Genomic DNA, 23817 nt, shown 5'->3' with positions numbered 1-23817 from the left:
ATATGACAGAGACGACAGGCGGACAACTCCCCTATATCTACGCTGACAACGCCGCAACGACACCCCTGTCCAAGCGGGCCCTTGACGAGATGATGCCCTATCTGACCACGAGCTTCGGCAACCCCGGCGGGATACATCGCATTGCCAAGGAAGCGGCTTGCGCCCTCGGCGAGGCCCGGGCGCGCATCGCGCGGCAACTTGGAGCCGCGGCAGAAGAAATCTATTTCACGAGCGGCGGATCCGAATCCGATATGTGGGCCATTCAGGGCGCGACCCTCAGATATCGAGACCGATACGGGACCGAGGCGCCCGCGTGCCTCATTACCAGCTCAATCGAGCATCATGCCGTTTTGCATGCATGTCGAGCGATGGAGCGCTTCGGTGCGCGCACAACCGTGCTACCCGTCGACAGACAGGGACATGTGCGCCCTGACGATTTGAGAATCGCCCTTGAAGCGGCGCGGACAGAAGCGCGGCGGGCGGGCTGCGAGGCTCCGGGATGTGCTCTTGTTTCGATCATGCTCGCGAACAACGAGATCGGAACCATCGAGGATGTCCCCGAGTTGGCCCGCATCGCCCATGAATACGGCGCCTCCTTTCACACCGATGCCGTTCAAGCCGTAGGCCACATCCCCGTCGATGTGCACGGGCTCGGAATTGACGCGCTCTCGCTCTCGGCTCACAAATTCCATGGCCCGCGCGGCATCGGAGCCCTCTATCTCAAGGATGGCTTCTCCATTCCGGCACTCATTGAAGGCGGGGGCCAGGAGCGCGGCGAGCGGTCGGGCACCGAAAACCTGGCCGGCATCGTCGGCATGGCAGCAGCACTCGAGGAGTGCCGCGACGGACTTGTCGAGCGCATGGGTCGAATCACCTCTTTGCGCGACCGGTTGGTCTCCAAGCTCCAGGACGCCGTCCCTGACATCTACTACACGGGAGATCCGGTCAGGCGCCTGCCCTCCATCGCGTCGTTTGCCATTCACGACGTGGACGGCGAGCTGCTCGTTGTCCTGCTGGACCGTTCCGGCGTTGCGGCAGCGACGGGCTCCGCATGCTCAACGGGCTCAACCGAACCATCCCACGTCATAAGCGCGATTGGGATAACGGACCGTCGGTGGTCCCATGGATCGCTTCGCCTGTCGCTCGCCGATGATATCCGGGACGAGGACATCGACACGCTCTGCGAGCGCGTGACGCGCTGCATCGAACGAGCCCGACGCATCTCGGGCACGCTGTAGTCCCCTCCCCCACCTCCATACTCCCAACCGTCGCTTCTGACCTCGATACAAAAAGCGGGACGCTGATAGCGCCCCGCTTTTATCGGCATATGATGACAACCTATTAGGAAAGCAGCTCGCGACCGGCCGCCTCGATGGCATCGATCTGCGCATCGGCAGCCGCGGCGTCGGCGCCCTTGGCGAAGATGTAGAGCTTGATCTTGGGCTCGGTGCCGGAAGGACGAACGATGGCCTTGTCCCCGCCCTCGAGATCGAACTCGATGACATTCGCGCTCGGCAGGCCGTTCACGCCCTCCTTGTAATCGACAACGCCCTCGACCTTGGAGCCCGCAATCTCCGCAGGGGGATTCTCGCGCAGGTCGGCCATGATGCCGGCCATCTTGGCCGCACCGTCGGCACCCGGATAGCCCAAAGAGATCGTCTTGTTGTGGTAGTACCCGTACTTCTCGTACAGATCGCGCATCGCTTGAACCAGGTTCTTGCCCTGCAGCTTGTAGTACTGGGCCATCTGGCAGATGAGCATGGAGGCGTTGACCGCGTCCTTGTCGCGCACGTGATCGCCCGACAGGTAGCCGTAGCTCTCCTCGAAGCCGAAGATGAAGCGATCAACCTGGCCCGCGTCGGACAGGCCGGTGATGATGTCGCCGATGTACTTGAAGCCGGTGAGGCAGCGGCGCAGCTCAAAGCCGTACTCCTCGGCCAGCGCGTCGACCATGGCGGAGGACACGATAGTGGTCACCGCCACCTTATCCTTGAGGTCCTCGCCGCGCGCGGCACGCATCTTGCAGATGTAGTCGAGCAGCAAAACGCCCATCTCGTTGCCGGTCAGCAGCGTATAATCGTCGCCATCCGCGCAAGCGACGCCAACGCGATCGGCGTCGGGGTCGGTGGCAAGCAGCAGGTCGGGCTGAACCTCGCGGCACAGATCGATACCCTTCTGCATGGCCTCGCGGATCTCGGGGTTGGGATACGGGCAGGTCGGGAAGTTGCCGTCGGGATCCTTCTGCTCGGGCACGACGGTGATATCGGTGATACCGACCTTGTTGAGGACCGTGGTCACAGGAATCAGACCGGTGCCGTTCAGCGGGGTGTACACGAGCTTGAGCGGAGTGTTCTTGGACTGCTCCTCGGTCAGGTTGCAGACGGACTTGTCCACCACGGCGTCGTAGTAGGCATCGAGCACCGAGTCGTCGATCCACTTCACGAGCCCCTTTTCGACCGCCTCGTCAAAGTCCATGGTCTTGACGTCCGTGAACGGATTGGTGGCCTCCATAGCTGCGGAAATGGCATCGGCGGCCTCCGACGTGATCTGGCATCCGTCGGGACCGTAGGCCTTGTAGCCGTTATACGGGGCGGGATTGTGGCTCGCGGTCATGCAGATGCCACCCGAGCACTCAAGATAGCGCGTGGCCCAGGACAGCGTGGGGACCGGCGAGATGCGCGGATACACGTAGGCGGTGACGCCGTTGGCGGCGAGAATGGCCGCCGTGGTCTTCACGAACAGCTCGCCGTTATTACGGCTGTCGCGAGCGATGGCGACCGTCGGGTTCTCGAAATTCTTGACAAGGTAGTCGGCAAAGCCCTGCGTGGCGCGACCGACCGTATAGATGTTCATGCGGTTCGTGCCGGCGCCCAGCGTGCCGCGCAGACCGGCGGTACCAAACGCCAGGTCCTGGAAAAACGCATCGGTGATCGCATTCTCGTCGCCGGACTCTTTCATCTGCTTCAGCTCAGCCAGCAGCTCTTCGTCCTTGACGTTGGCGATCCATGTGTCGAGAAGCTCATGTACGTCTGCCATAGCCTATACCTTTCCTTGCCATGTAAACGGTTTAATGACCTCGGGGACCGAGGGGGCTGGCTTATGCACGGACCCACTCGAATCGTACCCCATCTAGGTAAAGTTTTTGACTTTATACCGCTCGACGGCCGATTTGTCCGGTGGGCGCAATGCCTTCCCCCGTCTCCCCTACAGCCGTCTGCGCCATATCGGACAGGTGGCCTCGACGTTGAATATCGACCCACGCCTACACCACACCGTATCCGCTCCAGAGTGAGAACCATCAATCGATTCCCATCGAACCACTTCTTCTTTTGCAAGACCTTGTGAAGCATTTGCTCGCGCGGTGAATTCTCAAAATAATATATTCCTTTTTGTAGTTCTACCAGGCAAGTTAGCAATGATCTCGTTACCGGTTCGATATCGCAACTCATTCAACCACGCTGCATCAATCGATTCGCGGACTCAGTCTTTGAATCGATTGTCACCTTGCACCTCACCTGACTCGATTCCATGCGGCGCGCAAACGGTAGCATCTTGGTATTCCCTTGAATGAGCCGACTCGTTGAACGTGTTGCACCAGCATTCGTCATCGTCTGTATTGACCCATCGCGACCGCCTCATCGCGATTCACTCATATGACTGAATCTGCATTCCCTTCCCTATGAGACCATGCAACGATTCGCGATAGCGGTTTGACGCGTTTGACCGAATACCTCGTCTGAGCAACCGTCATGCGCACTAATGCGATACGACCACAATGACCGAACCGCCAACACACCATGCGACAGATGCGTTATTCGATCGTCAACCGAATCAGGTCATCCGATATTCCGGCTGTCAGCCAATCAGGCATCGCATCGCTTCGACCCGTTCGGAGCGATCTTACCTGTCTGATGAATCACACCGGCTCTATGCTCCGCCGTCCGATTCTCTCTGCGTCTTCAAATGAAACTGCTTGTGACCCGTCTAACCAGATTCATGCCGATGCTATCCATATGCTTATGGTTTGTCATTTCTCCAATCGAACCAACGATTCACCGTCAGTGCGTCTTGGACCGATCGTAAACGTACCCGATCGCTCGCCCAGCCCATTCCTCCGATCCAGGCGAAGTAGGCAAGGGGCAGAGCAACTCAGTCTTCGGGGCGATCTGGCGAAACGATGTAAGGTGCGCTCCCCTAACGCAGACATCAGCCCGGACCAAACAATGTGGCGCGGACCGCGGCGCAATGTACGACTCACTTGATGAATCGAATGTGCGACCGATGGTCGGATCGATTCACATCGCTTCACCCAAGTCGGGGAATTCGATTCTCTATCGAATCTCACGCTATAATGAATCGATGCATTGATGACGGCATGACTCAGTCATGTTTGAATAGGGGAGTAGTTAGGAACGAATCGTGCCAACCATTAAAGAGATTGCGGAAGCCACGGGCCGTGGAAAATCAACCGTCATGCGCGCCGTGAAGGAGCTCGGGCTCAGAGAGTCAGGTCACGCCAACCCCGACGGAGCGCGAGGGGCACTGATCATCGATGCCGAAGGTGCTTCCATGCTGGCAGACTTTCTGACCAAGAACGTCGAGGCGAAGCAAGCGGCGGGGGAGGGGGAGACCGAGTCCTCAAATCAGCCGCATATCGATGTGGAAGCCATCGTATCGGTGTACCGTGAGCGCATCGACGACCTTAAGGCCCAGATAGACAACCTTAACGCCCAGCTCGCCATCAAAGACAACCAGATCAAAGAGCTGACCTGCGCCCTCGATAATGCCCAAGATGCGGCCAAGGAGGCCCAGACCGAAACCCGCAGAGCGCACGATCAGGTCGTTTTGATGGCAAGCGCTGGAGTATGGGAGCGTCTAACGGGATTTAAGGGCCTATTAGGCCCTGGTTCGGACATGGACAGCCAGTAGGTCATTTTAGGGGCTCTAGACGCGATCTCAGAGCCCCATTTTTCTGTAGACCCGTCTAGTATCGCCAGTCGCCTTTGGGAACGCACGCCATGGGGCCCTCAAATATGAAAAAACCTCGCCGTGGCGAGGTCATCGTGATCGTGGTGGAGGTTAGGGGGATCCGCGATTGCTGCGCAACCGCTCAGCGCTGCGGCGCTTGCGCGCCTTGCGTCGGCCCCCGGCAAACGCGCGCGCGTTTACTCGGGATCCGGCCCCGAACGGGGTTCGATCCCCATGCACGGCCCCCAGATATGAAAAAACCTCGCCGTGGCGAGGTCATCATGATCGTGGTGGAGGTTAGGGGGATCGAACCCCTGACCTCAGGCTTGCAAAGCCCGCGCTCTCCCAGCTGAGCTAAACCCCCACTTAAGTAATAAACACCCCAGCGGCGACTCGGCTCTCGCTGGGGTGTTTATTGCGAAAGAAAGTGGTGGACCTGACAAGATTCGAACTTGTGACCTCCCGGTTATCAGCCGGACGCTCTAACCAACTGAGCTACAGGTCCATCGCGCGAAAAGAATATTAGCGCGCTTGGGGTTCGTCCGTCAACAACTTTTTTGAAAAAATTTCCGAGCATGTGAAAAGGGGAGGTATACGCACACAACGTCACTGTTTTGGGTAGTATTACTATCCAGTTCATACCATGTACGTCAGAGAACAGCATTATTGGAGGTGCCATAATGATTCGTGTTGATATCGAAACTATTATTATGGCCGCTGGCCCCGTACCATCCATCATCGTGCTCCGCGAGCGCGGTGCCGAGGGTGCATCAGATGCCCCGCTGCGCGCGCTCTCTATTCAGACAGGTTCGTACGAGGCCGCTGCGGTCGGACGCGGCGTCGATGGAACAGAGGGCTCTCGGCCTATCACCCATGATCTCATGGTCGACGTCATCAAATCCCTGGGGGGTAAGCTTGAGCGTGTGGAGATCGACCGTGTCGACGCACCCATCTTCTACGCATCGGTGGTTCTTGAGAACGCCGACGGGGAAGAGCGCCATATCGATGCTCGGCCGAGCGACGCGCTCGCCCTTGCGGTTCGCACCAACGCTCCGATCTACGTCGAAGACGACGTCATGAACCGCGCCGGAAACATCTCGTACCGCACCGAGGAGAACGAGGAAGAGGAGCTCGAACGCTTCGACAAGTTCGCGCGCTCCGTCTCTCCGGACGACTTCTAATCACGCGTCCCAAACGCTGAAGCAAGGCCCTGACTGAGTCAGACTCAGTCAGGGCCTTGACTTACGCGGATCACGGCGCCATCGAGACGCAGCCTGTTCGCCAAACAGCCACTCACCCGACCAGACGGTCCACGAGCATCGCGAAGCCGTAGCCAATGGCTGCCGCAAGCACCATCATCCCGACAAAACGGATCGTTTTCATCCATACGGGAATCAGGCGCTCGCGACGGCTCTTTTCGGTATCGCGGTCAACTGGCTCACCGCACCAATACGACAGGATCTCGCGATACGTGACCAGATCATGGCTCTTTTTGATTCGCTCAACCTGCACGGCGGCGCACAGCGCGACGCACCACAGCACCAGCGCGAGCACGAAGGTCGGCACCGCATACGCAAGATCCCAGTCCCACACGACCGTCTGCACCACCAGCCACGCCATGGCGGCAATCATGAGCAGCAAGAACACCACCATCACCCAAGCCATCTGCTTCATGGCGCGCACGTCTGAATCAATCGTCTTCGTCATGGTCATCACGTCCTCCTTGATCAGGCTGTCAACGGTCACGTCGAAGATTTCGGAGAGGAGCAGCAGGCTCTGCACGTCGGGGTAGGTCTTATCGTTCTCCCACGAACTGATCGTCTGGCGCGAAACGTAGATGCGCCCCGCAAGATCTTCTTGCGACATACCCGCACGCGCGCGCAGCGACTTGATGCGGTTCCCGATCTCCATGCTCCCTCGTTTTCCTCGTCGGACCCCTTCACCTCGAAGGCTCCCATGACTGGGGGCATCGTACCATCAAAGGATCCCGACATCGTGCCGGCAAGCGGCCCACCGCACCGTCAAATGTTCTTGACGCAGTTCTGACCTGCGGAAACACGGCTTTACACCATATATGGCGCAGCATGACTCAGTCGCGGCGACATGGATGGCGCGCGCCCGACACCCACGAACGGCAGCATCAACGCAAAAGGCGGACCGGAGAAGTAACTCCTCCAGTCCGCCCTGTCACAGACGCTATGCGATGGCGCCGATGCTACTCGTCCATCAGATCCTCGAGCGCCTCGTCGCCGCTTCCGATATCGACATGATCGTCGCTCGGCGCCTCCAGAGCGCCCGCAGCGGCCAGATCAAGCGATTCCTGCCCCTCGGCCACCGCAGGGGCCTTAGGCTTCTTCTTAGCGCTCGTCATGCGCGCCACGGCGCACACGCGGTCGCCGTCGGCCACCGTCATCATCTTGACGCCCTGCGTGGCGCGACCGGTCTTGGAAATCTCCTCGGTCTTCACGCGGATAACCGTCGCGCCCTCGGTGATGATGAACAGCTCGTGCTGCGGGCCGACCGTCTTCATGGCAGCCAGATTGCCCTTCTTGTCGGTCATCTGGATGGTGTAGACGCCCTGACCGCCACGGTTCTGCTCGGGGTAGTCGGCAATCGGCGTGCGCTTGCCGAAGCCGCGCTCCGTGATGACGAACAGATCGCCACGGCCGTTGGAGATCTCCATGCCGAGCACCGTGGTCTCGCCCTTCATCGTGATGCCGCGCACACCGCTCGTGTCGCGACCCGTGGCGCGCACCTGCTCCTCGGAGAACATGATCGCCTTGCCGGCCGTGGTGGCGAGGATGACCTTGTCGCCCTCGCGAACGCGGCGCACGTCGAGCAGGTGGTCGCCGTTCTTGAGGTTGATGGCGATGATGCCGTCGCGGCGGCTGCGGTCATAGGCGCTCATCACGGTCTTCTTGACCATGCCGCTCGCAGTGGCGAACATGAGGTACTCGTTGTCGGGGAACTCGCGGCAGGAGATGACGCTCGCGATCTTCTCGCCCTCCTCGAACGGCAGCAGGTTCACGATCGCGGTGCCGCGCGCCTGGCGCGTGCCGACCGGAAGCTCATGGACCTTCAGGCGGTACACCTTGCCGCGGTTTGAGAAGAACAGCACGTATTCATGCGTGCTCGCGATGAACATCTCGTCGATGACGTCATCCTCTTTGAGGTTCGCGCCCGTCACGCCCTTGCCGCCGCGCTTCTGCGCGCGGTAGGCTGCCACGGGGATGCGCTTGACGTAGCCCGTGTGCGTGATGGTGACGACCATGTCCTCGTCGGCGATGAGGTCCTCGACGTCCAGGTCACGCTCGGCGGCGCAGATCTCGGTGCGGCGCTTGTCGCCGTACTTGCGCGAGATTTCGCGCATCTCCTCCTTGATCACGCCGAGGACCTTCTCCTCGTGCGCCAAGAGGTCCTCGTAGTAGGCGATGGCGCGGCGCAGGCCGTCCAGCTCCTCCTGGATCTTGTCGCGCTCCAAACCGGTCAGACGGCGCAGCTTCATCTCGAGGATGGCCGTGGTCTGCTCGGGGCTGAAGCCGAACCGCTCGATCAGGCGGGCGCTCGCCTCGGAGTCGGTGCGCGAGGAGCGGATGATGGAGATGACCTCGTCGATGTGGTCGAGCGCCAGCAGGTAGCCCTCGAGGATATGGGCGCGAGCCTGGGCCTTCTTGAGGTCGAAGCGCGTGCGGCGGGTGACGACGTCGACCTGGTGGTCGATGTAGCAACGCAGCATGTCGCGCAGGGACAGGCATTTGGGAACACCGTTCACGAGTGCGAGGTTGTTCACGCCGAACGTGTTCTGCAGCGAGGTGTACTTATACAGGTTGTTCAGGACGACCTGCGGGATCACGCCCTTCTTGAGCTCGATGACCAGGCGGATGCCCTTCTGCGTCGACTCGTCGCGCATGTCGGAGATGCCCTCGATGCGCTTCTCGTTGACGAGCTGGGCGATCTTCTCCTGCAGGTTGCCCTTGTTCACCTGATAGGGGATCTCGGTGAACACAAGGCGGTTGCGGCCGGTCTTGGTGGACTCGACATGTGCCTTGGCGCGCACGGTGATGGAGCCGCGGCCCGTCTCATATGCCTGGCGGATACCGTCCGACCCCATGATGCGGGCACCGGTGGGGAAGTCGGGACCGGGCATGACGGTCATGAGCTCTTCCGTCGTGGCGTCCGGGTTGTCGATGAGCATGCAGGTCGCCTCGACGGCCTCGGCGAGGTTGTGCGGGGGGATGTTCGTGGCCATGCCGACCGCGATGCCCGAAGAGCCGTTGACGAGCAGGTTGGGGAAGCGCGCCGGAAGCACCTGGGGCTCGGCGAGCGACTCGTCGTAGTTCGGCTGCCAGTCGACCGTATCCTTCTGAAGGTCGCGCAGGAGCTCCATGGCCGGCTTGGCCAGACGGCTTTCCGTGTAACGCATGGCCGCCGCGCCGTCGCCGTCGATGTTGCCGAAGTTGCCGTGGCCGTCGATCAGGGGCGTGCGCATGGAGAACCACTGCGCCAGGCGGACCATGGTGTCGTACACCGCAACGTCGCCGTGGGGGTGGTACTTGCCGATAACCTCGCCGACCGTCCAGGCCGACTTCTTATGCGGACGGTTGGGGTAGATGCCCGACTCGTTCATGGCGTAGAGGATGCGGCGGTGCACCGGCTTCAAGCCATCGCGCACATCGGGCAGGGCACGCGCCGTGATGACCGACATCGAGTACTCGATGAAGGACTGCTTCATCTCGTGTCCGAACTCGGAGATCTGGAGCGATCCGCCGTTGATGTCCTCGCCGGCATCCTCGCCGCGGTCTACGGTGCCGAAGCTCTCCTCGAGCTCCTGGTCATCGTCTTCCTCGTCCTCGTCGACGGCGTCTGGGTCGTAGCCGACCGTCTCGCCGTCGTCGTTCTGCGTCTCGGCGCGGGCCAGCAGGCGCTTGAGGTCCTCGGGCAGGCCCTCGGTACCCTCGCCGCCGGCGCCGGGCGTGTTGTTCATATCATCTGCCACGTGCTACCTCCTGGTTTAGTCGTGGTCTGGTCTGGTTCGGTCTGACTCAGTCGCAGTCGGCCGTGGGTTGGGGGTTGGTTGGGGACGGGTTCGTTCCAGCCCATCCCCAGTGTGTAGGCAGTCAGAGTTCCCCCATCAGGGGCTGGGCTGGAACGAACCCGTCCCCAACCAACCCCCCAGCCGACTCAGCGCGCTAGGCGTCCAGGAAGCGCGCGTCGTGGGCGTGCTTCTCGATGTACTCGCGGCGGTACTCCACCTGGTTGCCCATGAGCTCGCGCACAGCGCGATCGGCGACCGCGGCGTCCTCGATGGTGACGCGCTGCAGGATGCGCGTCTTGGGATCCATGGTGGTCGACGCGAGCTGCTTGGGATCCATCTCGCCCAGACCCTTGTAGCGCTGAACGGTGTAGCCGCGGCGCTTCTTGGTGATCTTGCCGGCCGCCGCCTCGTCGTCGCCGTCATCGGGATTGAGGCCGAGCGCGGCGATGCTCTCGCGCAGGATCTCCTCTTCCGCCTGGCGGCCGTTGGGGTAGACGTAGTGAATCTTGTTGCGAACCTTGATGCCGAAGATCGGCGGGCAGGCCACGTACACATAGCCGGCGTCGATGAGCGGGCGCATGTACTTGTAGAAGAACGTCAGCAGCAGGATGCGGATGTGCGCGCCGTCGACGTCCGCATCGGTCATGATGATGATCTTGTGGTAGCGGGCCTTGGTGATATCGAAATCGCCGCCGTCACCGCTGCCCGTGGTCACGCCGCAGCCGATGGCCGTGATGAGCGACTGGATGGTATCGCTCGAGAACGCGCGGTGGTCGCCGACGCGCTCCACGTTCAGGATCTTGCCGCGCAGGGGCAAGATCGCCTGGATGTCGCGGCGGCGGCCGTCTTTGGCCGAGCCGCCTGCGGAGTCACCCTCTACAATGAACAGCTCGGTCATCTCGGGGTCGCGCACGGAGCAGTCGGCCAGCTTGCCGGGCAGGCTCGCCGTCTCGAGCAGGCTCTTGCGGCGCGTCGCCTCGCGCGCCTTGCGGGCGGCGTTGCGGGCCTTGGATGCCTGCTGGGCCTTCTTGATGATCTCGCGCGCCTGCTTGGGGTGCTCCTCGAGGTATTCCGACAGGCCGTCGGAAACGACCTTGCGCACGAGCGTGCGCATGAACGAGCTGCCGAGCTTGGCCTTGGTCTGGCCCTCGAACTGGGGGTCGGCGAGCTTGACGGAGATGACGGCGGCGAGACCCTCGCGGACATCATCGCCCGTGAGGTTGGCGTCCTTCTCCTTCAAGATGTTCTGCTTGCGCGCGTACTCGTTGATGACGCTCGTGAGCGCGGTGCGGAAGCCCTCGAGGTGCATACCGCCCTCGGGCGTGTAGATGTCGTTCGCGAAGCTCATGACCGTCTCGGAATACGAGGTGTTCCACTGCATCGCGATCTCGACCTCGCCGGTGCGGTCGACCGGCAGCCCGGGCTCGGAGGCGCCGGAGAGGTAGATGGGCTTCTTCAGGCCGTCGGGGATGTCCTTACCCTCGTTCAGGAACTTGACGAAGTCGACGATACCGCCGGCGTAGCAGTACTCGTCGACGCGAGGGGCGAGCTCGCGCTCGTCTTTGAGCACGATCTTGAGGTTCTTGTTGAGGAAGGCGGTCTCCTGCAGGCGGTTGCGCAGGATGTCGTAGTCGTAGACCGTCGTTTCGAAGATCTCCTCGTCGGGCCAGAACGTCGTCGTGGTGCCCGTCGTCTTGGACGTTCCGACCTCGATCATCTTCTGCGTGGTCTTGCCGCGGCTGAACTGCATCTCGTAGATCTTGCCGTCGCGGCGGACCTGGACGACCATCTTCTTGGACAGGGCGTTGACGACCGAGACGCCCACGCCGTGCAGGCCGCCGGATACCTTGTACGCCGAGTTGTCAAACTTGCCGCCGGCGTGCAGGATGGTCATGACGACCTCGAGCGTCGGGATCTTCTTGACCGGATGCTTGTCGACCGGGATGCCGCGGCCGTTGTCGACGACGGTGATGGAGTTGTCGGCGTGCACCGTCACCTCGATCTTGGTGCAGAACCCGGCCATGGCCTCGTCGACGGAGTTGTCGACGATCTCCCACACGAGATGATGCAGACCGCTGGAGCTCGTGGAGCCGATATACATGCCCGGGCGCTTACGAACGGCCTCGAGACCTTCGAGGATTTTAATTTCGCTGCCGCCGTATTCGTTCTTATTCGCCACGCACATCTCCTTTTCCTTCAAGCAAATGCTAGTAACCTTCAATAGTTTAATGGAAAAGAAGGGGTGCCATCGCGCGTTTCAAATACCCCTACAAGACCACCAGACGCGATTTGCGCCCGTTTTGGCCTATCGGGAGTCTTCGCATTCAAAACTGGCCTTTATAGCCCGTTTGAGCGCATCCCTCAGGCGTTCGTCGGCGATGCCGGAGACCCTATCGTCAAGACGCGCGTCCTCCTCCGCCGTCAACGGGTGGCGCGCCACGGCGCGATGGGAAGCAGGGGAGGGGCTCTGGGCATGCGTGCGGGGAGCGCCCGCCTTGGGACGCGCGTAGCCCTCGCGCGAAAGCTTGACCTTGATACCGGCGATATCGACCCCGAGCCGGTACATGCGCGCGCGGATGATCTCGCGCATCATGGTGAGCTCGCCCACCCATGTCGAGCCGTCGGCGTAGACGATGAGCTCGTTCGATTCGGGCACATAGTGCAGGCCCGTCACGTGCTCGCCCTCCCGGGTCCCCGCGCACACCTGGTTCCACGCATGGTAGACGTCGTGCGTCGCCTCCGCGGCGCGCATCTGCGCGAGCTTGGTCTCGGATGCCCCGTCGAGGATGCGGCGGCGCTCGAGGGGGATGAAATCGGCCAGGCTGTGCGTCTCGCCCTTACGCTCGCTTCTCTTCACCGATGCCCACCACCTTCGAGGCATCCAAGATGCCATCGGAAAAATAACCCAGGTTCGTCGTGGTGATGACCGTCTGGATCTCACCCTCGACGAACCGCATGATCGATTCACGGCGCGCGGCGTCGAGCTCGCTCATGACGTCGTCGAGCAGCAGGATCGGATAGCGGCCCAGAATGTCGTAGGTGACCTCGACCTCCGCGATCTTCCACGCGAGGACGAGGCTGCGCTGCTGGCCCTGGCTGGCAAAGGAGCGCGCCTCGCGGCCGTCGACGAGAAAGACGATCTCGTCGCGGTGCGGTCCGACGAGCGTGAGCCCGCGCCGGACCTCGTCCTCGCGCGTCTCGGCGAGCGCCGCGGCGAAACAGGAGGCGACCGCGTCGCGGTCGCGGGCCGAGGCCGCAGGTATATCGCCGATGGAGGCGCGGTACCGGACATCGACCGTTTCACGTGGAGCGATCCTGGCGTAGACGTCGACCAGGCGCTCGCGCACGCGCTCGAGCAGGGCCAAGCGATGCACCAGCACCGACGCGCCGGCGGTGATGAGCGCATCGTCCCACGCACCGAGCAGATCGTGCGAGGCGAAGCGGTCCTTGAGTAGGTTGTTGCGCTGCTCGAGAGTGCGCTCATAGGCGCCGACGAGCTGCGCGTAGCTCTCGTTCAGCTGCACACCGAAGTCATCGAGCGCAGCCCGGCGCACAGATGCCGAGCGCTTGATCATATCGAGGTGATCCGGGCAGAACAGCACGCTCGGCAGCACGCCCCGCACGCCCGACGCCGTCACCTTCTTGCCGTTCTTGGAAAACGCGCGCCGTCCGCGCTCGACGGTCATGCCCATGTCGAGAACGCGGCCGTCGCCTTCCAGGCGCAGCTCGATCTTCGTGCCCGGGGCGCCGTCGCGCACGAGGTCGGAAGGGGAGGGGCGGCGAAACGATTGCCCCGCCGTCAGCAGCTGCAGCGCCTCCACCAGATTGGTCTTGCCCGCGGCATTGGGTCCCACAAGGACGGTGACACCCTCGTCGAGCTCCAGCTCATACAGCTCGTAACTGCGATAGTTGTGAACCGTCAACGTCCGCGCGTAGATGCCCACCCGGGGTCACCTCCTTTCCCCTGATGAATTTTTAGGGACTGTCCCTAAAAATTCAGCCGCACCAGCCCCCTGATGAATTTTTAGGGACAGTCCCTAAAAATTCATCAGGGGAAAGGCAGCTAGATGCGCACCGGCATGACCAGGTAGAGGTAATTGATCTTGTCGTAGGCCTTGAAGATGCCCGCCTGGCTGTAGCTTTGCAGCTCGAGGGTAATCTCCTTCTCGCGGTTCAGCACGTTCAGGCAGCCGAAGATGTAGTGGTAGTTGAACGCGATGACGCCCGAAGCGCCCTCGACCTCGACGTCCACCGTCTCGGCGGCCTGGTCCTGATCGTTGGAAATGGCCGACAGCCCCATCGTGCCCGCCTCAGCAGAGATCTCGAACTTCACCGCGGAGTTCGCCTGCGCCACGACGGCCACGCGCTTCAGGGCCGCGGAGAACGCCTCGACGTTGATCTTGACGGTCGTCGCGCAGGTCGGCGGCAGCAGGGCCTTGTAGTTGGGGTAGTTGCCCTCGATGCGACGCGACACGTACGTGGTGTTGCCGGCGGCGAACACGACCTGCGTGTCGGTCGAGCCGACCATGATGGTGGGCTGGCTGCCCATGATGTTCAACGCGTCGTTGAAGGCCTCGGCGGGAACGTTCAGCTCGAAGCTCCCCTCGAGCGAAGACGTCTCGACCTGGGTGTCGCACACGGCCAGACGGTAGGAGTCGGTCGCCACGAGGCGCACGGTGTTGTTCTCGACCGTCATGAACACGCCGTTCAGCACCGGGCGGTTCTTGTCGGTCGACGTCACGCGCCACACGCGCGACACCATCTCGGAGAGGATGTCGCACGGAAGCTCGACGGAGCGCTCGAGCGCGATGGTCGGGAACTCGGGGAAATCGGTTGGGTCGAGCGTGTTCAGCTTGAACGAGCTCTTCTCACACGTGATGCGCACCTGGCGATCCGAGATCTCAAAGGAGACCGGCGCATCGGGCAGCGTCTTGGTGATGTTCGAGAGCATCTTGCACGGGATGACCGTGTCCCCCTCCTCCTCGACGCGCGCCGCGATGCGGTGACGGATCGAGATGGTGTAGTTCGACGTTTGGAACTCAAGCACCCCGTCGGTGGCGCGAATCAAGACACCCGAGAGGATGGGGAGCGTGCTTGCGCTCGCTACGCCCTTCATGACTATTCCGAGTGCCTCCGCAAGTGCAGGCTGGCTGACGGTGAATCTCATGTGCTCGTCCCTTCCGTTTTATATCTATCTATATATACCTATACCAAATAGTAGTAATAAGCCCGTCGAACCTGTTGATAACCCGCGTTTGCTCAGGTCGGTGCAGAAAAGTTTTCAATCTGCGCGTGTCGAGAACTGAGGCTGTTTTCGACACGCGCCTGTGCGCCGCGAATTCATCCACAGTATCGCACGGTCTTTCGACAAGTTTTCTCAAACCTTTCACGCACTTTTCAACAGCCTGTCAGGACTTGATCAGAACGATGTTCGAGAGCTGCTGGAGCTGTTCGGAGAAAGCCGCCTCCTCCCCGCGCTTCTTTTCGATGACGTTCAGGCTGTGCACGACGGTCGCGTGGTTGCGGCCGAACAGCGAACCGATGGCCGGCAGCGACAGGTCGCACATCTGGTGGATGAGGAAGATGGCGACATGGCGCGGAAACGCGATGTCTTTGGTCTGCTTGCGGCCGATGAGGTCGGCATGGCTGACGTGATAGAACTCCTCCACGACCGCCTGGATGGTCGCCGGCTTGACCACCTTGCGCGCTGTGTCGAAGTACTCGTCGGCCACGGCGTCGATATCTGCGGCGGTGAGCTCGGATCCCGCGCGCTCCTTCTCGTAGCTCAAACCCGAGCACCGCTCGCAGAAGCTTTCGAGCTCGCGGATGTTGTTGCCCGAGATCTCCGCCATGTGCCGCAGGTGATCGTCGGTGAGCGTGCCCTCCTCCAGCGCGATGCCGTCCAGGATGGACGCGCCCGCGCCGTCTCGGGAGACGGGGCGCTCGGCGCGCAGCGTGTGCTCGTAGTAGTACTTGAGGATGCGGTACTTGGTCTCGAAGGTCGGCTCTGAGACCAGGCACAGCATGCCGGAATTGAAGCGGCTCGTAAGGCGCTCGTCCATGCCGAGCTTCTTGGGCGCGCGGTCGCTGGCGATGACGATCTTCTTGCTCTCGCGGATGAACTCGTCGACGAGCTGGAAGAAGAACTCGATGGACGCCTGGCGGCCGATGATGTTCTGGATGTCGTCGATGATGAGGACGTCGGCGTTGCGGTATTCGCGCATGATCGGCTCGCCGGGCCCGCGCTGGGCGCCCAGGTCGCGCATGTAGTCGTCGATATAGGCCTGGCTGTTGGCGTACTTCACGCGCATCCAGGGCTTCTCGGTCGCGATGTAGTTTTGGATCGCGAACAGCAGGTGCGTCTTGCCCAGGCCGGAGTTGCCGTAGATGAACAGGCTCGTGCACTGGCCGGGCTCGTCGGCGAACGCCGCGAAGCGCGCGGCCGACTGGTAGGCGTGCCGGTTCTCGTCGCCGAGGACGAAGTTCTCGAACGTGTACTTGGCGCTGATGCCGGACGATGCCGCCGGGTGCTGCTGCTCTTCGATGGTGGGGGCGGCGGCCTCGGGCATGCGAGGTGCCGGTGCCGTGTTCCCGCCCTGTTTCATGGCGGCCATCATGCTCTTGAACTGCTCGGGCGACAGCGTGTTGTTGATGCTGACCCGTCGGTCGCCCTCGTCCGCCCGCGCCAGGGCTGGGCCGCCGTGGAACTGCGGCGGAACGGGGTCGATGGCGGGGGAGGGTGCAGCTGCTGCTGCATAGGAGGCCTCCGCCGTCGCGGCCGCTTCCGCCGCGACGGACGCGGTGCCGGGGGCGGCTGCGGCCGGCGTGGAGGGGCTGCCAGCCTGCTCCGCCGCTTCCGCTGTCGGGCGAGCTGCCGCGGGGGCCTGCGGCGCGGTGACCATGAGCGCCAAGGGGGCGAAGGCGATCTCCTCGAGATAGCGCTCGATGGTCGCCCGCTGCTTGACGAGATAGGAATAGGCGAATCGACTGGGGGCCTCGATGGTCAGGGCGTCTTCATTCAGATCGGTCGCCTGTGCGCCGGCGAGCATGTTGACGAGCCGTGCGTCGAGCCCGTCGCGCTGGCAGCAGGCGATGACGTCGTCGAGAAGCAGTCGTGCATCGTTATCCATGGTTCACCCCTTACGCGTTCTGCTGGTTCTGCTGATGGTTTTGGGCCCAGAGCTGGCCCATCTCGGTTAAGAAGCGCTTTTGGCCGCGCTTGATGACGAGTCCGACCTGCGCCAGCGTCTCAAGCTCGCGCGACCAGGTCGGCGCCGACGAGCCGAACGCGCCGGCAAGATCGGTCGGCCCGCCGCTTCCGTGCTGCGCGAGGAAGCTCAGGGCGAGCGCTCCGCGTTCGGAAACGTACGGCTCGCCTGCATGCGGGACCTCCTGCGGCCATCCGCCCGCACCCATGCCCGCCTGCGGGGCCCAGCCTTGGGTGGGGGGTGCGGGCTGTTGCGGCCAGGGCGCCTGGTAGGGTTGCTGATATGCGGCGGGCGGATACCCTTGCGGCTGATAGGCCGCATATCCTTGGGGCGCCGGGTACGCGCCCGGCGCCTGGGTGCCCGGCGCGCCGAAGCCGTATCCCTGCGGGTACGGCGTATATCCTGCCTGGTAGGACAGGGGCGCCCCCGCATTCGGTGCCATGGGGTTCGCGATCCCCGGCGCGCCCGGCATCTGCTGCCGGGGCATGGCCTGCAGCGGCTGTGCGCCGCGCACTGCCCCGCCGCGCTCGGCGGCATGCTCGATCTCCATGACGCGCGCAGGGTCGATGGAGACGGTCACCACGGTGCCCTGGTGCAGGTTGTCCTCGATGGAGACCGCTCCTCCGGCGTTCTCTAGATACTGTTGGACCATGGGAAAGCCGGCCCCCGTCCCTCGTATGTAGCGCTTTTGGTCGCGGTCGGCGCTCGTCACGCCGAACTCGAACGCCCGCTCCTTGTCCTCGATGCCCGGACCTTGGTCCGCAAAGCGGATCGTGTTGCCGTCGTCGAGGATCGAGATGATAGGTTCCACGAAGTTGGCGTGGATGAAGTTCTCGACGATCTCGCGGATGACCATCAACGAGATGCCGCCGCCTTGCTCGCGCATGCAGCGGTAGACCGTGTTGGTGATCTCTTCAAGATAGGAGCGCACGTCTTTGGGCGCGATGACGATGACGCGCGGGGTGGAGAGCATGTCGTCGTATACGGCGATGCGCGTGGCATAGGTCGCCTGCTCGGCAGACGGTGCCGTGCCGTCTGCGTCGACAGGGTCTGCGCCCGATGCACGTATACCGGTTATATGGGCGTTGTCCGGCGCCGGGTCACCGGAGTCAACAAAAGGGTAGAAGTCGTCAGACATGGTGCACCGCATTCTAGTTCGTTTGAGCTGCCCGTCTAGCATATCAGCTTGCACACCTTGTGCAGGGCTTTCAACAAGTTTTCTAAAACTGTTGAAAACTGAAGAAAAGTCGCGAAAAGTTATCAACATCTTCAACGTGACCTGTTGAAAAGTCGCTGAAAAGACGTGAAAGGATGCACTTGTTGACTGCGTGCTGTGGGCGCTTCGTGCGCAAAGCATGAGGTATTGCAAGCTTTTCGTGGTCTTTCATTGACATCGGAGCGCCGTATTCCCTACAATCTCTAAGCTCACGTGTCTAAAACGTGCAAATCGCACGCAAAATGCAGCAGGAGGAAATCAACCATGAAGCGTACCTATCAGCCCAATAAGCGTAAGCGCGCCAAGACTCACGGCTTCCGCGCCCGTATGGCAACCAAGGGCGGCCGTGCCGTGCTCGCCCGTCGTCGCGCCAAGGGCCGCAAGCGCCTTACCGTTAGCGATAAATAACCGTATGCGTCTCGCATGAGGACGATCAAGTCTAAGCAAGACTTCGAGCGCGTCTTTCACCAGGGGAGGTCCTATCGCCATCCCCTGATGCGCATGATAGCGTGCAACACTCTGGACGAAGGCGATCCCGGGCGGGTCGCCTTCGTCGCAGCAAAGCGACTTGGTTGCGCGGTCGTGCGCAATCGTTCCAAGCGCGTGCTGCGTGAGGCTGCACGCGCTTGTGCGTTTCCGCGCGCGGGGTTTGATGTGATCTTGTTCGCTACGCCGAAGACCAAGACGTCCTCACCGCAAGAGATGCAGGCCGCGCTCAGGTCCCTGTGCTCGCGAGCGGGTATCGATGAACAATAAGGTTTGTGGTCTTGCGCACCTGCCGCGACGCTGTGCCGTCGCTGCGGTGCGTTTTTACCAACGATTCATCTCGCCTTTGCTTCCCGACTCGTGCATCTACATCCCGACCTGTTCGCAGTACGCCGTCGAGGCCATCTCGAAATACGGCGTTCTCAAGGGCTGTTGGCTGGGGTTCCGGCGCATCCTGCGCTGCAATCCCTGGCGCGACGGCGGTTATGATCCCGTGCCGTAAGGCGCTTTACAGACGGAGGTTTATACATGTGGGACTGGATCGTTAACATCCTCTTCCAAATCCTGAAGCTTATCCAGAGCTTTGCGGTGGACTGGGGCCTGTCCATCATCATTCTCGTGATCATCGTGCGTCTGCTCTTGACCCCGCTGATGCTCAAGTCGTCCAAATCGACGGCTCGCATGCAGGTGCTCCAGCCTAAGCTCCAGGAGCTGCAGGAGAGGTACGCTGACGACCCTCAGCGCCAGGCCGAGGAGATGCAGAAGTTCTATTCCGAGAACAAATTCAATCCCTTCGGCAGCTGCCTGCCGCTGCTGATCCAGATGCCCATTCTGTTCGCGCTGCTCACGCTGCTCAACAACCTTCCGCAGTACTTCTCCGGTGAGAACTTCTCGTTCTACGGCATCCTTCCCGACCTGCAGGCCTCCGCGGCCGGCACGATCAGCCAGGGCTTTGGCCCCGCCGCGCCGTATCTGATCGCGCTTGCGCTGTTCGCCGTGCTGACGCTCATCCCGCAGCTGTGGATGTCGCGCAACCAGACCGGCCAGCAGGCTTCGAGCATGCGCATGATGGCTGTCGTCATGGCCGTCATGATGCTGTGGATCGGATGGGGCCTTCCCGCCGGTGTTCTTCTGTACTACGACGTCTCCTCTGCGTGGCAGGTTGCTCAGCAGCTGTTCGTCACCCAGAAGGTTATCGAAAAGGCTAAGGCCGAGGAGGAGGAGCGCATGAAGAACGCTCCGATCGAGGTCAATGTCGTTCGTCGTGAGCGCAAGCAGCGCCCCCACAAGAAGAAGTAAGTGGATTGAGTTAATTTAGGTACCTAACTAATGGAGTATGCCATGTCTGAAGAGCTTGAAGAGGTGACCGAGGGCGCGGTCGAGGAGTACGCCGAGATTGCCGCCCATTACAAGGCCGGTGAGGGGCTTTCTAATGAGGAGCTCGACACCGTTGCCGACGTTGCGGTTTCCGTGCTCCGTGACATCCTGTTCTACTTTGATGCTCAGGATTCTCCCATCGACGAGTACGATGGCGACGAGGGAGAGCTGATTCTCGATGTGACCGCCCCCGATCTTGCCGTGTTGATCGGTCGCCATGGTCGCACGCTCGAGTCGCTGCAGACGTTGTTCTCCCTGTTGGTGAGTCGGAAGCTCGGGTTCCGTTATCCGGTTGCCGTCGATGTCGAAGGATATAAGAGCCGTCGCCACGACAAGGTGATCTCCATGGCTCGCTCCGCGGCCGCTCGTGCGGTTCGACAGCACTCCACGGTGTCGCTTCCGCCCATGAGCGCCTATGAGCGCCGCCTGGTTCACATCGCCCTACGTGACAACAATCGTGTTGATACGCACTCTGAGGGCGCGGATCCCGAGCGTCGCGTTGTCATCACGGTGCTCTAGGATTCCTCGATTCCGCTATGCTAGGGGCGTGCCTTCGGGTGCGCCCTTTCTTTTTGCCATAAGTTCTCGATTCACGTATTCCTGTCATCTCTCTGCCATATGAAGGGATTGCATCATGGCTTCCTCGGACCGTCCGATCATCCTTACGCCTCTAGAGACTTCGGAGTCGGATATCAATCGCCTGGCAAATGGTCTGATCGACCTCGCTTCGTCGTGTCATGTTGATCTGACGTCCAGCCAGGCGCGTCTGTGTGTCGAGCATCTGCTTTATGTTGAGCAGATAAACCAGTACATCAACCTTACGCGCATCACGGATATCAACGAGGCTCTTGTTCTCCATATACTTGATTCGCTATCGCTGGTTCCCCTGATCGACGCAACGGTCACGCGCTTTCTTGATATGGGCACCGGCGCAGGATTTCCCGGAGTGCCGCTTCATGTTGTAACCGGTCTGCCTGGCGTGCTTCTCGATTCTGTTGGAAAGAAGATCAAGGCAGTGAATGCCTGTCTGGAGCAGCTGGTGATAGATCGCATTACCGGTGTACACGATCGACTCGAATCGTATGCTGCTGAGAATAAGAAGGCATTCGATCTCGTCGTTGCAAGGGCTGTGGCTCCGCTTCCTATTCTGATCGAGTATGCGTCGCCCTTCCTTAAACACAACGGACAGCTTTTGATTTCAAAGGGCAATCCTGATTCTGAAGAGCTTGCTCAGGGGCGCAGTGCTGCAAAGCTCTGTGGTATGGAGTTGCAGGCCCATGAGTCTTTCGACCTGCCCGATGGCTTTGGTCATCGTGAGCTGTATTCGTTCGTTCAGGTTTCCAAGCCGACGATAAAGCTGCCCCGTTCGGTAGGGGAGGCGAGGAAGCGCCCCCTCGGTCAATAAGCTCGATGCTAGGCCCCGATGTTCCACGTGAAACATCGGGGTCTTTTCATGGTGTTGTCAGTATGCGCCATCTCACTCGTCAGGATGTAGCGTGTTACGTGAAGTCAGGTGGGGCAACGCCGCCGACTCCTTTATATATAGAGAGGTGTAGGTAGCCAGATTACATTGCATGCGGGAATCATCAGGTTGCATTGCGGCTGCACCGGCTCAACAGTTCGTCGAGGAGTGTGTGGATATCCACTTTACTGTGCGCGTACCTGACGAATGGGAGTGGGCGGTCGTTGCGTAAGAAGCTCAATGCGCTCGGCACACTGCGTTGGGCTCTCGACTAAGAAGAATCCTGATCATGCGCAGGAACGCCGTGTCTCGATACTTTTCAGTTGTGTCATGTTCATCATGCAGATACGTTTGCGTGCAATAACGATACCTGCACCACTTCATGAGTGACTCGTTTTAACGAGCCGCAGGGATCATACGCTTAAGGCAAATGGTGCGGACCTCTGATGCGATGTATGTTTGCCCTAGCTGTACGCATTTGAAGTCCTTTATTATTAGCAGGCTGTAAGGGTATTCATTTTCAGACCTAGATAGCAGCTTACGAAACCGGAATGTAAGGCGATCACAGTCTATTTCATGCGACGCATCGTATTGGATGCGTTAGTGCATTCTGTTGGGACAATGAATAAGTTGAAACATTGAGACAGTCTGGGCGAAATCAAATACACGGCGAGTCAACTCAGTTTGATCGTATACGTGGCCTTGATCACCGCAACCTTTGTAATGGCAGAACGCAGATAGCACGATTGCTTTAGTTTCAAGAGGTAGGCGGGTGGGGATGCGACTTGCCGATTGTTCGCTCAGTTACGGATCAAGCCCTCAAGGGCGACATAACCATCCGCTGCCGCTCTTTGTCTACAACAGACCAATTCCCAGCTGTTACAACCTCATGATGTCGAATATTCGGCAGAAACGCGTCCTACACCTTTGTAGAATTCGTATATCGAGACTGGCGTACGGATGTCTGGGCGCCAAGGAATGATTCTGGCTCCCCTTTTATAAGCCATTCGTCAACCTAGTGCAATGGATGTTAGTCCGTCTTCTCCAATCGATTCTCTTGAAAGCATGTATAGAGGGCAGGGGAGGGCATTGAACCTTGCAAGTTGGTTTCACGTGAAACATAATGAACGAGTGATTCAGCGTGTTTCACGTGAAACCCTTGATAGGGATACGTTTCACGTGAAACATAGTGTTCACCTGGAAATGACTGTCGGTGGTGCAGGAGGGTGACGTGGGCTTTAGAGATGTCGAGCGTTCAAAAACGGAGATGAATACGAGGGTTATTGCCATCATCAACCAAAAAGGTGGTGTAGGTAAGTCGACCACCGCGGTTAATTTGGCTGCGGCCCTCAGTGAAGAGGGATATAAAGTCCTCGTCGTTGATTTCGATCCCCAGGGCAATACAACAAGCGGGTTCGGTATCGAGAAGGAACAGCTTGAGAGTTGTGTGTATGACGCGTTGCTCCATGACGTTCCCGCAGAGCAAATTATCCAGGGCACGGATTGCGAGAAGGTGTTTGTCGTACCCGCGACCATTCAGCTTGCAGGTGCGGAGATTGAGCTCGTTTCCACTATGGCTCGTGAATCACGTCTCAAGGATCTACTGGAGCCGATTATCGATGAATTCGATTTCATCTTTATCGATTGCCCGCCCTCGCTTGGCCTGTTGACCATCAACGCGCTGACGGCAGCGGATAGCGTGCTCATACCAATCCAGTGCGAGTACTATGCCCTTGAGGGCGTTACAAAGCTGTTGGAGTCGATGCGCATGGTCAAGGGGCGCATCAATAAGAAGCTTGAGACGTTTGGCGTGCTCCTCACCATGTATGATTCGAGAACATCACTCTCGAATCAGGTTGTAGACGAAGTCAAGGGATACTTCGGGGATAAGGCCTTCGAGACGTGCATCCCCCGTTCGGTCAAGGTCTCTGAGGCTCCCTCGTTCGGCATGCCGGTGGTAACCTATGCGCCCACCAATAAGGGTGCGCAGGCATATCGGGAACTTGCACGGGAGGTGATCGCACGTGCCTAGTCCAAAGAAGAAGGCGCTTGGCCGCGGGTTGGG

Annotated in this window: 19 protein-coding genes and 2 tRNA genes; 10 read left to right on the top strand and 11 right to left on the bottom strand. The window is 60.4% G+C overall.

Annotated features, from left to right (window positions below; genetic code table 11):
• The first annotated feature begins 2 nt into the window (after nt 1-2).
• Nucleotides 3-1238, top strand: coding sequence for a cysteine desulfurase family protein (locus BN3789_RS04775; RefSeq protein WP_066830763.1), 1236 nt, complete (start codon nt 3-5; stop codon nt 1236-1238).
• A 103-nt stretch (nt 1239-1341) separates the two neighbouring features.
• On the opposite strand, the gene BN3789_RS04770 is transcribed toward BN3789_RS04775, so the two are convergent.
• Nucleotides 1342-3036, bottom strand: a complete 1695-nt coding sequence (locus tag BN3789_RS04770) for a phospho-sugar mutase (protein ID WP_066830760.1) — start codon at nt 3034-3036, stop codon at nt 1342-1344.
• 1383 nt (nt 3037-4419) lie between these two features.
• Here BN3789_RS04770 and BN3789_RS04765 point away from each other — a divergent pair.
• Entirely contained in the window at nt 4420-4929 is a 510-nt protein-coding gene (locus BN3789_RS04765; protein ID WP_066830758.1) for a hypothetical protein, read from the top strand.
• A gap of 327 nt (nt 4930-5256) precedes the next feature.
• Here the strand turns inward: BN3789_RS04765 and BN3789_RS04760 are convergent.
• Nucleotides 5257-5332: transfer RNA gene (locus BN3789_RS04760), tRNA-Ala, on the bottom strand.
• A gap of 64 nt (nt 5333-5396) precedes the next feature.
• Nucleotides 5397-5473 (bottom strand) — tRNA-Ile (locus tag BN3789_RS04755).
• A gap of 175 nt (nt 5474-5648) precedes the next feature.
• Between BN3789_RS04755 and BN3789_RS04750 the strand changes: the two genes are divergently transcribed.
• Nucleotides 5649-6149, top strand: a complete 501-nt coding sequence (locus tag BN3789_RS04750; RefSeq protein ID WP_066830756.1) for a bifunctional nuclease family protein — start codon at nt 5649-5651, stop codon at nt 6147-6149.
• Between the two features lie 112 nt (nt 6150-6261).
• On the opposite strand, the gene BN3789_RS04745 is transcribed toward BN3789_RS04750, so the two are convergent.
• The 8 genes from BN3789_RS04745 to BN3789_RS04710 form a co-directional block, all read right to left on the bottom strand.
• The gene (locus BN3789_RS04745) at nt 6262-6879 is read right to left on the bottom strand and encodes a helix-turn-helix transcriptional regulator (protein WP_066830754.1); all 618 of its coding nucleotides are present in this window, start codon (nt 6877-6879) and stop codon (nt 6262-6264) included.
• Between the two features lie 304 nt (nt 6880-7183).
• A complete protein-coding gene (gene gyrA, locus BN3789_RS04740; protein WP_066831100.1) occupies nt 7184-9952 on the bottom strand; it encodes a DNA gyrase subunit A in 2769 nt (922 codons plus the stop codon).
• Nucleotides 9953-10157: 205 nt separating this feature from the next.
• Nucleotides 10158-12182 carry a DNA topoisomerase (ATP-hydrolyzing) subunit B gene (gene gyrB / locus BN3789_RS04735; protein WP_066831098.1) on the bottom strand — a complete coding sequence of 675 codons (2025 nt, stop codon included), beginning with the start codon at nt 12180-12182 and terminating at the stop codon, nt 10158-10160.
• A 126-nt stretch (nt 12183-12308) separates the two neighbouring features.
• On the bottom strand, nt 12309-12860 hold the full coding sequence (locus BN3789_RS04730; RefSeq protein ID WP_229254193.1) for a DUF721 domain-containing protein: 552 nt from the start codon (nt 12858-12860) through the stop codon (nt 12309-12311).
• Complete coding sequence (gene recF, locus BN3789_RS04725; RefSeq protein WP_066830750.1) at nt 12841-13947, bottom strand: DNA replication/repair protein RecF; 1107 nt, start codon at nt 13945-13947, stop codon at nt 12841-12843. The genes BN3789_RS04730 and recF overlap by 20 nt, the downstream gene beginning before the upstream one ends.
• Nucleotides 13948-14066: 119 nt before the next feature.
• Nucleotides 14067-15170, bottom strand: a complete 1104-nt coding sequence (gene dnaN / locus BN3789_RS04720; RefSeq protein WP_066830741.1) for a DNA polymerase III subunit beta — start codon at nt 15168-15170, stop codon at nt 14067-14069.
• A 241-nt stretch (nt 15171-15411) separates the two neighbouring features.
• On the bottom strand, nt 15412-17133 hold the full coding sequence (locus BN3789_RS04715) for a DnaA ATPase domain-containing protein (RefSeq protein WP_066830738.1): 1722 nt from the start codon (nt 17131-17133) through the stop codon (nt 15412-15414).
• 10 nt (nt 17134-17143) lie between these two features.
• Nucleotides 17144-18349 (bottom strand): ATP-binding protein, encoded by a 1206-nt coding sequence (locus tag BN3789_RS04710; protein WP_079989097.1) that lies wholly within the window; start codon nt 18347-18349, stop codon nt 17144-17146.
• A 342-nt stretch (nt 18350-18691) separates the two neighbouring features.
• Between BN3789_RS04710 and rpmH the strand changes: the two genes are divergently transcribed.
• The 7 genes from rpmH (at nt 18692) to BN3789_RS04675 (ending at nt 23784) form a co-directional block, all read left to right on the top strand.
• Complete coding sequence (gene rpmH, locus BN3789_RS04705; RefSeq protein ID WP_022387171.1) at nt 18692-18835, top strand: 50S ribosomal protein L34; 144 nt, start codon at nt 18692-18694, stop codon at nt 18833-18835.
• A 15-nt stretch (nt 18836-18850) separates the two neighbouring features.
• Nucleotides 18851-19183, top strand: a complete 333-nt coding sequence (rnpA, locus tag BN3789_RS04700; protein WP_066830732.1) for a ribonuclease P protein component — start codon at nt 18851-18853, stop codon at nt 19181-19183.
• Complete coding sequence (yidD, locus tag BN3789_RS04695) at nt 19173-19415, top strand: membrane protein insertion efficiency factor YidD (RefSeq protein WP_066830730.1); 243 nt, start codon at nt 19173-19175, stop codon at nt 19413-19415. Before rnpA ends, yidD begins: the two co-directional genes overlap by 11 nt.
• A gap of 26 nt (nt 19416-19441) precedes the next feature.
• Nucleotides 19442-20212: a YidC/Oxa1 family membrane protein insertase gene (locus BN3789_RS04690; RefSeq protein ID WP_066830726.1), complete on the top strand. Its 771-nt coding sequence runs from the start codon at nt 19442-19444 to the stop codon at nt 20210-20212.
• A gap of 42 nt (nt 20213-20254) precedes the next feature.
• Complete coding sequence (locus tag BN3789_RS04685; protein WP_079989096.1) at nt 20255-20809, top strand: Jag family protein; 555 nt, start codon at nt 20255-20257, stop codon at nt 20807-20809.
• 115 nt (nt 20810-20924) lie between these two features.
• Nucleotides 20925-21695 (top strand): 16S rRNA (guanine(527)-N(7))-methyltransferase RsmG, encoded by a 771-nt coding sequence (gene rsmG / locus BN3789_RS04680; RefSeq protein WP_066830720.1) that lies wholly within the window; start codon nt 20925-20927, stop codon nt 21693-21695.
• 1288 nt (nt 21696-22983) lie between these two features.
• Entirely contained in the window at nt 22984-23784 is an 801-nt protein-coding gene (locus tag BN3789_RS04675) for a ParA family protein (protein ID WP_066831096.1), read from the top strand.
• The last annotated feature ends 33 nt before the right edge of the window (nt 23785-23817 follow it).

Origin of the sequence: Collinsella ihumii (assembly GCF_900046475.1) — a bacterium.
GTDB classification, from domain to species: Bacteria; Actinomycetota; Coriobacteriia; order Coriobacteriales; family Coriobacteriaceae; genus Collinsella; species Collinsella ihumii.
This window is presented reverse-complemented; position numbering and strand designations above follow the sequence as displayed.

Excerpts from the sequence above, each read along its gene's own strand:
- BN3789_RS04750 (WP_066830756.1), top strand. The coding sequence starts at position 5,649 with ATGATTCGTGTTGATATCGAAACTATTATTATGGCCGCTGGCCCCGTA.
- dnaN (WP_066830741.1), bottom strand. The coding sequence starts at position 15,170 with ATGAGATTCACCGTCAGCCAGCCTGCACTTGCGGAGGCACTCGGAATA.
- gyrA (WP_066831100.1), bottom strand. The coding sequence starts at position 9,952 with ATGAACAACACGCCCGGCGCCGGCGGCGAGGGTACCGAGGGCCTGCCC.
- BN3789_RS04710 (WP_079989097.1), bottom strand. The coding sequence starts at position 18,349 with ATGTCTGACGACTTCTACCCTTTTGTTGACTCCGGTGACCCGGCGCCG.
- BN3789_RS04715 (WP_066830738.1), bottom strand. The coding sequence starts at position 17,133 with ATGGATAACGATGCACGACTGCTTCTCGACGACGTCATCGCCTGCTGC.
- yidD (WP_066830730.1), top strand. The coding sequence starts at position 19,173 with ATGAACAATAAGGTTTGTGGTCTTGCGCACCTGCCGCGACGCTGTGCC.
- rnpA (WP_066830732.1), top strand. The coding sequence starts at position 18,851 with ATGAGGACGATCAAGTCTAAGCAAGACTTCGAGCGCGTCTTTCACCAG.
- BN3789_RS04685 (WP_079989096.1), top strand. The coding sequence starts at position 20,255 with ATGTCTGAAGAGCTTGAAGAGGTGACCGAGGGCGCGGTCGAGGAGTAC.
- BN3789_RS04690 (WP_066830726.1), top strand. The coding sequence starts at position 19,442 with ATGTGGGACTGGATCGTTAACATCCTCTTCCAAATCCTGAAGCTTATC.
- rpmH (WP_022387171.1), top strand. The coding sequence starts at position 18,692 with ATGAAGCGTACCTATCAGCCCAATAAGCGTAAGCGCGCCAAGACTCAC.
- BN3789_RS04775 (WP_066830763.1), top strand. The coding sequence starts at position 3 with ATGACAGAGACGACAGGCGGACAACTCCCCTATATCTACGCTGACAAC.
- BN3789_RS04770 (WP_066830760.1), bottom strand. The coding sequence starts at position 3,036 with ATGGCAGACGTACATGAGCTTCTCGACACATGGATCGCCAACGTCAAG.
- BN3789_RS04745 (WP_066830754.1), bottom strand. The coding sequence starts at position 6,879 with ATGGAGATCGGGAACCGCATCAAGTCGCTGCGCGCGCGTGCGGGTATG.
- rsmG (WP_066830720.1), top strand. The coding sequence starts at position 20,925 with ATGGCTTCCTCGGACCGTCCGATCATCCTTACGCCTCTAGAGACTTCG.